The organism is Streptomyces sp. NPDC002306 (assembly GCF_053593435.1).
Genome location: NZ_JBSFCK010000079.1, coordinates 1 through 12,512 on the forward strand (window position 1 = coordinate 1; position 12,512 = coordinate 12,512).

Annotated in this window: 6 protein-coding genes and 4 pseudogenes; all 10 read left to right on the plus strand. The window is 65.8% G+C overall.

Annotation, left to right across the window (positions count from 1 at the left end; all coding sequences use genetic code 11):
* Positions 1–1,196: 1,196 nt before the first annotated feature.
* The gene (locus tag ACWCQK_RS40635) at positions 1,197–3,056 is read left to right on the plus strand and encodes a 2-oxoacid:acceptor oxidoreductase subunit alpha (RefSeq protein ID WP_451164100.1); all 1,860 of its coding nucleotides are present in this window, start codon (positions 1,197–1,199) and stop codon (positions 3,054–3,056) included.
* Positions 3,056–4,078 (plus strand): annotated as a pseudogene (locus tag ACWCQK_RS40640) (2-oxoacid:ferredoxin oxidoreductase subunit beta); the annotation flags it as partial. The gene ACWCQK_RS40635 and the pseudogene ACWCQK_RS40640, both read left to right, overlap by 1 nt.
* Before the next feature lie 242 nt (positions 4,079–4,320).
* Positions 4,321–4,452: pseudogene (locus tag ACWCQK_RS40645) on the plus strand (polyprenyl synthetase family protein); the annotation flags it as partial.
* Between the two features lie 453 nt (positions 4,453–4,905).
* Positions 4,906–5,061, plus strand: a complete 156-nt coding sequence (locus tag ACWCQK_RS40650) for a hypothetical protein (RefSeq protein WP_451164102.1) — start codon at positions 4,906–4,908, stop codon at positions 5,059–5,061.
* Positions 5,062–5,373: 312 nt separating this feature from the next.
* Positions 5,374–6,420, plus strand: coding sequence for a 4-hydroxy-3-methylbut-2-enyl diphosphate reductase (locus ACWCQK_RS40655; RefSeq protein ID WP_451164104.1), 1,047 nt, complete (start codon positions 5,374–5,376; stop codon positions 6,418–6,420).
* Entirely contained in the window at positions 6,417–7,586 is a 1,170-nt protein-coding gene (gene ispG, locus ACWCQK_RS40660) for a flavodoxin-dependent (E)-4-hydroxy-3-methylbut-2-enyl-diphosphate synthase (protein WP_451164106.1), read from the plus strand. Before ACWCQK_RS40655 ends, ispG begins: the two co-directional genes overlap by 4 nt.
* A gap of 44 nt (positions 7,587–7,630) precedes the next feature.
* A complete protein-coding gene (locus ACWCQK_RS40665) occupies positions 7,631–8,698 on the plus strand; it encodes a polyprenyl synthetase family protein (RefSeq protein ID WP_451164108.1) in 1,068 nt (355 codons plus the stop codon).
* 6 nt (positions 8,699–8,704) lie between these two features.
* Positions 8,705–10,786, plus strand: a complete 2,082-nt coding sequence (dxs, locus tag ACWCQK_RS40670) for a 1-deoxy-D-xylulose-5-phosphate synthase (RefSeq protein ID WP_451164110.1) — start codon at positions 8,705–8,707, stop codon at positions 10,784–10,786.
* Between the two features lie 533 nt (positions 10,787–11,319).
* Positions 11,320–11,514: pseudogene (locus tag ACWCQK_RS40675) on the plus strand (IS5/IS1182 family transposase); the annotation flags it as partial.
* A gap of 613 nt (positions 11,515–12,127) precedes the next feature.
* Positions 12,128–12,418, plus strand: a pseudogene (locus ACWCQK_RS40680) (IS110 family transposase); the annotation flags it as partial.
* Positions 12,419–12,512 lie beyond the last annotated feature (94 nt).

The following is a 12,512-nucleotide window of genomic DNA, read 5'->3' on the forward strand; positions in this document are numbered from 1 at the left end:
AAGCGCAAGATGTCCAACTACTGGCTCAAGCGGGCTGAGCATTACACCTGGCCCCAACCCACCCACGCCGGCACCCAAGCCATCCGCATCAAACGACCCCGACCACCCGACCCAGACCGGGTCTCACGCTGCCCGTGTCCTGCCTCTCGGTCGTAGCGGCAGTCACCTCCTTCCAGGGCAGTGAGCGCAGCGTGTAGTGCAGCGTCGACTGCTTCCGCTTGACCAGATAGTGCGCCCTTTTCGCCTCCACCAGCCACTTGGCGTGGTCACGGTGGGTGTGCAGGGCGTCGGCACCACGACAACACCGGCCAGGTCGAACGGAGACAGCAACTTCGTGAAGCTGGTGACCTCGTTGGTCTTGTCCGGCACGCGTAGCTGGCTGACGGTACGTCCGCCGACCAGGACGGCGGAGAGCAGGTGGGAGGCCAGTCCGGTGTCCGTGCGCGAGCCGCGGGCGGCCTTGCCGTCCACGGCCAGGTGCCGGCTGCCAGCGGGGTCACATCCGAGCAGGTTGGCAAGCCCGCCGGGACATACGAGGGTCAGAAGGCGGCGGATGGTGGAGCTTGACGGTGTACGGCGCACGCCCAGCGGGCCGGCGGCGCGCACGCCGAGGCGGGCGAGTGCGTCCTGCGGCGCGTGGCGGGCCACTGGCCCACGGCCAGATAGGAGCGAGCCCCGACCAGCACCGCACAGCAGGCAGTGAGCAGGACCGATCCCAGCGAATGGCGCCGCCCCGCCGATCTCACGGATCACGGAGAACGGACAGGCGTTCGGCGACATCGTTCACGCCACGCTGGGCGGCAGTGGGCGACTTGGGAAGGTCACCCCATCAACCGAAGCTTCGGTGCCTTCGTGACGGGCTTCCGCAGGATCATCACACCTCAGCGACCTGCACGTTTCCATGACCCCCAGGACTTTGAATCAGCCCTGCCATGCTGCCCGGCTCGCGGACACAACGCTCCCCCGTTTCCTTGCCCCAAGACGTAGGCGCACCCCCTCGTATGGGTACCGGATACTCACCCGGTGGAGGTGGGGCGAGGCTCAGGGTGGTCGTAGGCGATTCACTCGATTTGAGTGCTTCCCCCGCCCGGTCGCGATGGCGTGGTGATCTGCGTGGAGACCGGAAAATTGCGGCTGGAGCCTTCTATTTTCCGGTCGAGGTTCACGGTTGGTTCCTGCTTCGTGCCTGGAGAGTCATGGTCATTTCCTCGGTTAAGGTTCAGCGGGTCGACCAAGTGATCATCCGGTTCGCCGGGGACTCCGGTGACGGTATGCAGTTCACCGGCGACCGCTTCACCTCGGAGACGGCCTCGTTCGGCAACGACCTATCGACGTTGCCGAACTTCCCCGCCGAGATCCGGGCGCCCGCCGGGACCCTGCCGGGAGTGTCGTCGTTCCAGCTGCACTTCGCCGACCACGACATCCTCACCCCCGGCGACGCACCGAACGTGCTGGTCGCGATGAACCCGGCGGCGCTCAAAGCCAATCTGGGCGACCTGCCGCGCGGTGCGGAGATCATCGCCAACACCGACGAGTTCACCAAGCGCGCGCTGGCGAAGGTCGGCTACGCCGCCGACCCGCTGGGCGACGGCTCGCTGGAGGCATATCACGTGCACCGGGTGCGGCTGACGGCGCTCACCCTGGAGGCGCTCAAAGATTCCGGCTTGGCCCGGAAGGACGCCGAGCGGGCCAAGAACATGTTCGCGCTCGGGCTGCTGTCCTGGATGTACCACCGGCCCACCCACGGCACGGAGGCTTTCCTGCGGCGGAAGTTCGCCAACAAGCCGGACATCGCCGAGGCCAACGTCGTTGCCTTCTGGGCGGGTTGGAACTTCGGCGAGACCACCGAGGACTTCGCGGTCTCCTATGAGGTGGCCCCGGCCAGGCTGCCGCTCGGCACCTACCGTAACATCTCCGGCAATCTGGCACTGTCGTACGGGCTGGTCGCGGCCGGGCAGCGCTCCAGCCTTCCGGTCTTTCTGGGCTCGTACCCGATCACCCCGGCCTCGGACATCCTGCACGAGCTGAGCCGGCACAAGAACTTCGGGGTGCGGACCTTCCAGGCCGAGGACGAGATCGCCGGGATTGGCGCCGCGCTCGGCGCCGCCTTCGGCGGAGCGCTGGGTGTCACCACCACCTCGGGGCCCGGTGTGGCGCTGAAGTCGGAGACCATCGGTCTCGCCGTCTCGCTCGAACTCCCACTGCTGGTAGTGAACATCCAGCGCGGTGGCCCGTCCACCGGCCTGCCGACCAAGACCGAACAAGCCGACCTGTTACAGGCGATGTTCGGCCGCAACGGTGAAGCGCCGGTGCCGATCGTGGCTCCCGCCACCCCGGCCGACTGTTTCGACGCCACGCTGGAGGCGGCCCGGATCGCGGTGGTTTACCGCACCCCGGTCTTCCTGCTGAGCGACGGCTACCTGGCCAACGGCTCGGAGCCCTGGCGGATCCCCCAGGTGGACGAACTCCCGCTGATCAAGCCGGACTTTGCCACGGGACCGAACCATGACGGCGAGTTCTGGCCGTACCAGCGTGATCCAGCCACGCTGGCCCGCCCGTGGGCGGTGCCCGGCATAGTCGGCCTGGAGCACCGGATCGGCGGGATCGAGAAGCAGGACGGCACTGGGAACATCTCCTACGACCCAGCCAACCACAACTTCATGGTCCGCACCCGGCAGGCCAAGATCGACGGGATTGACGTCCCCGACCTGGAGATCGACGACCCGTCGGGCAACGCCCGGGTACTGGTGCTCGGTTGGGGCTCTACCTACGGCCCGATCACCGCTGCCGTCCGGCAGGTCAGGATTGACGGCAGCGAGGTGGCGCAGACCCATCTGCGGTACCTCAACCCCTTCCCGGCGAATTTGGGTTCGATTCTCAAAGCGTACGACAAGGTAATCGTGCCGGAGATGAACCTGGGTCAGCTCGCGCTGTTGCTGCGCGCCAAGTATCTGGTGGACGCCGAGTCCTACAACCAGGTGCGCGGTCTGCCCTTCACGGCGGCCCAGTTGGCCGACGTGCTGTCCGCCGCCATCGGCGCTCTGGAGGAGGAGTGATGGAGAGCCTTCGGCTGGTTCCCAAGGCCGACATGCTGCAGACCACCAAGGAGTTCAAGACCGACCAGGAGGTGCGCTGGTGCCCCGGCTGCGGGGATTACGCAATCCTGGCAGCCGTCCAAGCCTTCATGCCTGAGCTGGGCATCCGGCGGGAGAACATCGTCTTCGTCTCCGGTATCGGCTGCTCCTCGCGCTTCCCGTACTACATGAACACCTACGGGATGCACTCCATCCATGGCCGCGCCCCGGCGATCGCCACTGGCTTGGCCACCTCCCGGCGGGACCTGTCGGTCTGGGTGGTGACGGGTGACGGCGACGCGTTGTCGATCGGCGGCAACCACTTGATCCACGTGCTGCGACGGAACGTCAACCTGAAGATCCTGCTGTTCAACAACCAGATCTACGGTCTGACCAAGGGGCAGTACTCGCCCACCAGCGAGGTCGGAAAGATCACCAAGTCCACCCCGATGGGGTCGCTCGACCACCCCTTCAACCCGCTTTCGCTGGCGATCGGCGCCGAGGCCACCTTCGTCGCCCGCACCATCGACTCGGACCGCCAGCACCTGCAGTCGGTGCTTCGGGCGGCCGCCGAGCATCAGGGCACCGCGCTGGTAGAGATCTACCAGAACTGCAACATCTTCAACGACGGCGCCTTCGAGACGCTCAAGGACCCCAGCACCAGGGACAAGGCGCTGATCCGGCTCAAGCACGGGCAGCCGGTCACTTTCGCCGGCCGGGGCGTCTTCCGGGACGCGCTCGGCGAGCTGCACGTGGCTCCACTGACCGAGGGCAACCAGGCGGACGTGCTGGTGCACGACGCCCACCATCCCAACCCGGCACTAGCCTTCGCGCTGTCCCGGATCGCCGACGCCGACACCCTGCAACACACCCCAATCGGCGTGCTGCGCTCGGTCGAGCGGCCAGTCTACGACGACCTGATGGGCGAACAGCTCGACCAGGCAGTCGAGCAGTGCGGCCCGGGTGACCTGGGCGCCCTGCTGACCGGCAAGGACACCTGGACCACCCCGGCCCCGCATCAGCGCGAAATCCCGCCCCAACGCCACCCGGAACCGAACGGCAAACAACCATGGCTCTGACATCTCCCGCTCCCACGATGGCGGCACGACCCCATCCGACCGTCCTCAGCCGCGCCCCTGACGTGGTGCCGAAACCCCGGCCCGCCGTCGCGGCACTGGATGCCAGACTCGCGCTGATGAGCGCGCACGCGTTCAAGTGGTGCGGCACCGACGGCGGGGACGGGAAGATGCTTTGCTCCGCCCTGGCGGTGGGAAAATCCGCAAAAGAGGCCATCCCCAGAGCCGTCGCGGTCGAGTTGATGCAGGTCTTCTCCCTGATCGACGACGACATTATGGACCACAACGAACAGCGCCGACACCGGGCCGACGCGTTCCTGCGGCTGTGCCAAAGGCAAGCCCAGAACCTCGCCTTCGAACACTGCCCCTGGCCCGGATCCGACATGGTTACCAGGTCCGAATACAAGGCCATGGCCGCCGACAAGACCGGCTCCCTCATCTCCTGCTCCCTCTCCATCGGCGCTATCCACACCGACGCACCCCCCACTCGCCGCCTAAACCCTGGCCCGGGCCGGCCACAAGTTCGGCTTCGCCTTCCAAATCATCGACCACGTCCTCGCCGGCACCGGCGACGCCGGCAAACCCGTCCTCAACGTTCTCCGCACGCGCAAGAAGACCTAGCCGATCGTGGCTGCACTCTTCGCCTCCCAATCGCGCCAGCATCAAGCTGCGCACCGTCATGGCCGCCGAGGACCGCAACCGTGATGAACAGGTCGCCGGGATCGACGAGGACCTGACCCGGATCGGCTTCCTCGTTGCCGGGGCTGTCGGCTAGAGAACGGGCCGCCTGGGAGGCCCACCGCCGAATCGAGCACGGCCTGACCACCCTCACCCGCGCCCGCTTCAACGAGACAGCCGTCGAGGAACTGAGCGCTATAGCGGCCGCGCTCCTCGTCGGCCGGTCCACGTGAAATACCACGCCAGCAATCAGAGGTGAACGGTATGGGAAAGACATGGCGGTACCGGCGTGCCCAAAAGGCGGCCGATGTGCTGAACACGATGGCTGCCAGGTCGGGTACTCCCCTCGCGGCGGTCGGCCTGGCGTTGGGACGGCCGACAGCCCTCCCTGTGCCGGGCCGTTGGCGACCGGCGTGGCCCGGTCGCCTGTGCGGACCGGCGCTCGGGCAGTCGGAGCGGTTAGTGCCGCAACTGCGCTCCAGTCCTGCGGAGCGGGTGCTGTGGGCCCAGCTCGACGACAGCGGAACCTCGTGGAGGAGCACACGATGAGCGCCGACCGCCGGGTGCTGCTGGCTGCCCCGCGTGGCTGGTGTGCGGGCGTGGAGCGCGCCGTGGCAACGGTGCAGACCGCCCTGGAACGGTTCGGGGCGCCGGTCTACGTCCGCAAGGAGATCGTCCACAATAAGTTCGTGGTGCAGACCCTGGAGAAGCAGGGCGCCATCTTCGTCGACGAGACCCAGGAAGTGCCGGAGGGCTCGATCGTGATCTTCTCCGCGCACGGTGTCGCCCCATCCGTGCATGACGAGGCCAAGATCGGCAAGCTCGCCACCATCGACGCCACCTGCCCCCTGGTCACCAAGGTGCACAAGGAGGCCGTCCGATTCGCCGACGAGAACTACGAGATTCTGCTGGTCGGCCACGAAGGCCACGAGGAGGTCGTCGGCACGATAGGCGAGGCGCCCAAACGGATCCACCTGGTGGACGGTGCCGAGGACGTCGCAGGCGTGCAGGTCAGGGACGAGTCCAAGGTTGTCTGGCTGTCCCAGACCACACTCTCGGTGGACGAGACGATGGCCACCGTCGATGAGCTGAAAAAGCGCTTCCCGCTGCTGGTCAGCCCGCCCAGCGACGACATCTGCTACGCCACTCAGAATCGCCAGGTGGTGGTCAAGCAGATCGCCCCCGAGACCGACCTGCTGATCGTGGTCGGCTCCACGAACTCCTCCAACGCGGTCCGCCTGGTCGAGGTCGGCCTGGAGCACGGCGCCAAAGCCGCCCACCTGGTGGACTTCGCCGACGAAATCGACGAGGCCTGGCTGGAGGGCGCCCGAACAGTCGGCCTGACCAGCGGCGCCTCCGTCCCAGAGATCCTGGTCGAGGGCGTGCTTGCTTACCTGGCCGAGCGCGGCTACCACGACGTCCAGACCGTCAGGACCACCGAGGAACACCTGATCTTCTCGTTGCCCAAGGAGCTCCGCCGCAACCTGCGCGCCGAGGCCGCCGACCCCGGCCATGCACGCACGGCGGAAGATGCGCCTGCTGCGCAGACGGGACCCACCGGCAGACAGCAACAGAGAGGACAACGCCCATGACTGCGGTCCTGCTCGGAATTCCTGCCCTGCCACTCCTGCCGCTGGCGACCCGCCGCGTCTCCCGGCAGATCATGGTCGGTAACGTCCCGGTCGGCGGCGACGCGCCCATCTCCGTCCAGTCGATGACCACCACAATCACCGCCGACATCAACGCCACCCTCCAGCAGATCGCCGAGCTCACCGCCTCGGGCTGCCAGATCGTCCGGGTCGCGGTACCCACCCAGGACGACGCGGACGCGCTGCCGATCATCGCCAAGAAGGCGAACATCCCGGTGGTCGCCGACATCCACTTCCAGCCCAAGTACGTCTTCGCGGCGATCGAGGCCGGCTGCGCGGCGGTCCGGGTCAACCCGGGCAACATCAAGCAGTTCGACGACAAGGTCGGCGAGATCGCCGAGGCCGCTAAGGACGCGGGCGTGCCGATCCGGATCGGCGTCAATGCAGGTTCGCTCGACAAGCGACTGCTGGAGAAGTACGGCCGGGCCACACCGGAAGCGCTTGTCGAGTCCGCGCTCTGGGAGTGCTCTCTGTTCGAGGAACACGACTTCCGTAACATCAAAATCTCGGTCAAGCACAACGACCCAGTCGTGATGATCAATGCCTACCGCCAGCTCGCGGCATCCTGCGACTACCCGCTGCACCTTGGTGTCACCGAGGCCGGTCCGCCCTTCCAGGGCACCATCAAGTCGGCGGTCGCCTTCGGCGCGCTGCTCTCCGAAGGGATCGGGGACACCATCCGGGTCTCGCTCTCCGCGCCGCCCGCCGAGGAGGTCAAGGTCGGCAACCAGATCCTGGAGTCGCTGAACCTACGTCAGCGCGGCCTGGAAATCGTCTCCTGCCCGTCCTGCGGCCGCGCCCAGGTGGACGTCTACAAACTCGCCGAGGAGGTCACCGCCGGTTTGAAGGGCATGGAGGTGCCGCTCCGGGTTGCGGTCATGGGTTGCGTCGTGAACGGCCCGGGCGAGGCCCGCGAGGCCGACCTCGGCGTTGCCTCCGGCAACGGCAAGGGCCAGATCTTCGTCAAGGGCGAGGTAGTCAAGACCGTGCCCGAGTCGAAGATCGTCGAGACCTTGATCGAGGAGGCCTTCAAACTCGCCGCCCAAGTACAGGAGGAGGGCCCCGGGTCCGGCGCCGTCCGCCAGCCCATCGTCACCGCGATCGGCTGACCCGTACCCGGCCGACCCGCCCACCACGCCACGAGGTATCCGCCATGACCAACACCCTGTCTGCCGTCCCCATGCCGCTGCTGTCCGTACCCGCCCTGCTGGAACACACCCGCGCCGTGTACACCCCCGCCCTGCGCGAGGCCGTTGCCACGCTGGCCGCTCCGATGGACACCATCGCCGCCTACCACCTCGGCTGGGGGGACCCCCGCGGCCGCCCCATCACTGACGGTGGCAGCGGCAAGGCGTTCCGGCCGGCCCTGACTCTGCTGGGAACCATGGCTGCAGGCGCAGACCCTCGAACAGGGGTACCCGGCGCGGTGGCGGTCGAACTGATACACAACTTCTCCCTTCTCCACGACGACTTCATGGACCGGGACGAACTGCGCCGCGGCCGCCCTACCGCCTGGACCGTCTACGGCCCCGCCCAGGCGGTTCTCACCGGTGACGCACTCTTCGCCCTCGCCTCCCGCGTCCTGCTGCGCGCGCCGGCCAGCGGCGCCACAACACACAACACCACCCGCGCCCTCCAACGGCTCTCCACCGCTAACTGCCGTCTCGTCAACGGCCAGGCCCAAGCCCTCGCCTACGAACACCGCGACAGGATTAGTCTCCGAAAATGCCTGGACATGGAGGATGGCAAGTCCGGTGCTCTGCTGGCCTGCGCCTGCTCGATCGGCGCGGTCCTGGTCGGCGCAGACGACCACACCGCCGACGCCCTTGAGTGCTTCGGCCACCGCCTTGGGGCCGCCTACCAGGCCGTCGATGACCTGCTGGGCATCTGGGGCGATCCGGCCGTCACCGGTAAACCCCGGTGGAGCGACCTGCGCCGAAACAAGAAATCCATACCGGTCTGCGCCGCCCTCGCCCAGGGCGGGACCGCTTCCCGGCGGCTCGCTCACCTCCTCGCAGCCCCCGGCCACGGCGACAGCGAACTTCAACTCGCGGTCCTCGCCGAACTGATCGAGACGGCCGGCGGCCGCGCCTGGGCCCAAAACCAGGCCCGCCGCCAGCGCGACAATGCCCTGACTGCACTGGACGAGATCGCTATGCCTGAACCGGTCCGCGAACACTTCACCGCGCTCGCCGACTACGTCATCCAGCGCACCAGGTGACCCGCAATGACCACCAGCCGAACCGTCCATGCCGTTCACAGCTCCGACCCTCCGAACCTCAACGAACAATCCCGACCTCGGTCCGAAGACACCACCAGTACCAGTGCCACCGACGCCGTGCCGGGACGGGCCCTGCTCGATCGGATCCGCCGCCCTCGCGATCTCCGCGCCCTTACCCCTACCGAGCTGGCGGTCCTGGCGAAAGAGATCCGTACCTTCCTGGTCGAGGAGGTCTCCAAGACGGGCGGCCACCTCGGTCCGAACCTCGGCGTGGTCGAGCTGACCATCGCGCTGCACCGGGTCTTCGACTCGCCGCGCGACCGGATCCTTTTCGATACCGGCCACCAGAGCTACGTACACAAGCTGCTCACCGGTCGGCAGGACTTCTCGCAGCTACGGATGAAGGGCGGCTTGTCCGGCTACCCGTCCCGCGCTGAGTCCGAGCATGACGTGATCGAGAACTCGCACGCCTCCACCGTACTCGGCTACGCGGACGGCCTGGCTAAGGCCAACCAGCTGCAGGGTCATCACGACCGCCCGGTGGTCGCGGTCATCGGCGACGGCGCACTGACCGGCGGCATGGCTTGGGAAGCGCTGAACAACATCGCCGACACCAAGGACCTGCCCATCGTCATCGTCGTGAACGACAATCAACGCTCCTACTCGCCAACCATCGGCGGTCTGGCCAACCACCTCACCACCCTGCGCACCACCCAGGGCTACGAGCGCTTCCTGTCCTGGGGCAAGGACGAGTTGCAACGCACCCCCGCGGTCGGTCAGCAGCTGTTCGAGACCCTGCACGGCGCCAAGAAGGGCTTGAAGGACTTGATCGCCCCGCAGGGCATGTTCGAGGACCTCGGTCTCAAGTACATCGGCCCGATCGACGGCCACGACCTGACCGCGCTGGAGTCCGCTCTCACCAAGGCGCGCGGCTTCGGCGGCCCGGTGATCGTGCACTGCTTGACTGAGAAGGGCCGCGGCTACCATGCCGCCGAGCAGCACGACGAGGACCGCTTCCACGCGGTCGGCGTGATCCACCCGGAGACCGGCCTGCCGATCAAGATCTCGGGCAAGGACTGGACATCGGTCTTTGGCAAGGAGATGGTCGCCCTCGGCCGAGAGCGCAAGGACCTGGTGGCGGTCACTGCTGCAATGCTGCACCCGGTCGGCTTAGCCTCGTTCGCCAAGGCGTACCCGACCCGGATCTTCGACGTCGGCATCGCCGAGCAGCACGCCGCCGTCTCGGCGGCTGGCCTGGCCATCGGCGGGCTGCACCCAGTGGTCGCGGTCTACGCGGCTTTCCTGAACCGGGCCTTCGACCAAGTCCTGATGGACGTCGCACTGCACAAGCTCGGCGTCACCTTCGTTCTCGACCGCGCCGGCGTCACCGGCAACGACGGCGCATCGCACAACGGCATGTGGGACATGTCGATCCTCCAGGTCGTCCCCGGCTTGCGGCTCGCCGCCCCCCGCGACGCCGACCAGCTCCGCGCCCAACTGCGCGAGGCGGTCGAGGTGGACGACGCCCCGACTGTGGTCCGTTACTCCAAGGGCACCGTCGGCCCCGCTGTCCCGGCGGTCGGCCGGATCGGCGGCATGGACGTGCTCCGCGAGAACACTTCGTACGAGCACGGCGACCGCCGCGCCGACATACTCATCGTCTCTGTCGGTGCGATGGCCCCGGTCTGTCTGGAGACGGCCGACCTGCTCGACGCTCAGGGCATCACCGCCACAGTCGTCGACCCGCGCTGGGTCAAACCAGTCGACCCAGCCCTGCCCCGACTGGCCACCGAGCACCGGATGGTCGTCACGGTCGAGGATAACGGCCGCGCGGGCGGCGTCGGCTCCGCCGTGGCCCAGGCCCTGCGGGACGCCAGCGTAGATCTGCCGCTCCGGAACTTCGGCATCCCCCAGGTCTTCTTGGGCCACGCCACCCGGGATCAGATCCTGAAGCAAATCGGCCTGACCGCCCCCCACATCACCGCACAGCTGATAGCCATGCCGATCAATACACCAAAGGAACGGCCGTATGTGCAGCTCACGCCCGGACTCGACACTAACAGAAAAGCGAATAGCCGCGACCAATGAAACTAGTTCACGCATGACTCCACCGACAGCCCTTGAAGGGTCATATTCAATCCACTAGGCCGGCAACTAGCATCTTGATTCCGGATTACAACTCTACCCCATCCAGGAGCATTAAAAGTGAACCCCGGAAGTAAATCAACTGAGGGCAAAGGTCGAGCGAATTCGAAACGCGGAATATGGATTCGTTAGGGTTGGGTCAAAAAAATACTCAAGGCTCAAGCCCATCGACGAACTTGACCCGCAAGTGGATCACCTGGTCCGCGTGGGCGACGGCCAAGCACTGCCGGCACGGCGTGAACGCCCAGGTCGTCACCGATCCGGCAGGCGAGATGTTCCCGGGAACGGCTCGAACCACGGCACGGTATGGCGACCGGGCTTGAAGCGGCAGAGGCCATGCACGCGTCCCTCTTGTCGAAGCACTCCCAGGCGCTGCATACAGTCCAGACGTCTCGCCCGACCCCTGCCAGGACCGGTAACTGCCATCCACAGTGCCTATTAGGCATGCCAAGAAGCCAGCCGTTACGTCCGCATACATACCCTTCCGGGGCCGCCGACCTAAACGCTGGAAGCAACAGCCCAACAGCACCCACGCCAAAATCCGGTGCCTCGGCGAACAAGCCATGGCCACCCTGAAAGGCTGACGCCTTCTACGTAAATTCCGCTGCAGAACTAACCGGATCACCAACATCGTCAAAGCCGTCGTCGTCCTTCACCACGCCTCAACCTGAGGCTGGAAAGGGCTGAATGTCCTGGTCGACCTCGTGACCATAGTCAAGTCGGCGCACAATACTGCTCACCGTATCAATCAGGGCCACACCTACCTCTCCACTACTTAACTACGAAAACCTATTTCTAATCCGAGCCCCTGCTCGAGGTCCCTTATGGGTTGAGAAATGAGCGTATCCAATTACTGAAATCTTCACTGTTTCCCTGCTCCAAGTGCAAGTGAATATTTGGATATTCAATATGATTCGGTTCAATGTCGGCCGAAACAATGAAAGTTCGCGCGCTATTCAGCGGCATCACCACCAAGTCGGCTAAGGTTACACAGGAGGCGATAAAGAGCAAATATTTCACGGCTTTCATGCGCGTCACTTGACTTCACTCCTAATTTTCGCATGTTTAGTGATGGATTCGTAGACTATCCGGATCTTCAGTATCACCGAGCCTGGCACTAGGGCCCACTGAGATCCAACCAGCAAGATCGTATCTTGGCCTCTACAACCGGTTCAGCATGCCAGTCAAAATAGAAGGCAGGTGAGAGCATTCATTGCTCGAAATGTACCACTGAGCAATTTCAGCGACCGCTGATCGGGGGAGGGGTAAGGACTCGACCAGGTGCTCTGGATGCTCGCCGAGCACGGCGATAACCCGCAGGATCCTATCCCGGTGGCCATCGAGACCTCCCGCGGACTCTTGGTCTCCTGCCTGCGGGCAACGGGCCGCCCCGTCTACGCCATCAATCCGATGGCCGCCGCCCGCTACCGGGACCGGCACACGGTCTCCCGCAAAAAGCCCGATCACCTGGACGCCATGGTGCTGGCGAACATCCTTCGCACCGATGCGGCAGCTCACCGCAAACTTCCCACCGATTCTGAGGTGGTCCAGGCCATCGCGGTCCTCGCCCGTGCCTAGTGCCGCATCAGGCAACGTTCGCCCTGTCGTGACGCGCCGTTCGGGGTTCTGTTCCGGGCAACGTATGGCTGTCAAGGTGTGTCAGTGGCAG

Excerpts from the sequence above, each read along its gene's own strand:
- ACWCQK_RS40635 (WP_451164100.1), top strand. The coding sequence starts at position 1,197 with ATGGTCATTTCCTCGGTTAAGGTTCAGCGGGTCGACCAAGTGATCATC.
- ispG (WP_451164106.1), top strand. The coding sequence starts at position 6,417 with ATGACTGCGGTCCTGCTCGGAATTCCTGCCCTGCCACTCCTGCCGCTG.
- ACWCQK_RS40665 (WP_451164108.1), top strand. The coding sequence starts at position 7,631 with ATGACCAACACCCTGTCTGCCGTCCCCATGCCGCTGCTGTCCGTACCC.
- dxs (WP_451164110.1), top strand. The coding sequence starts at position 8,705 with ATGACCACCAGCCGAACCGTCCATGCCGTTCACAGCTCCGACCCTCCG.
- ACWCQK_RS40655 (WP_451164104.1), top strand. The coding sequence starts at position 5,374 with ATGAGCGCCGACCGCCGGGTGCTGCTGGCTGCCCCGCGTGGCTGGTGT.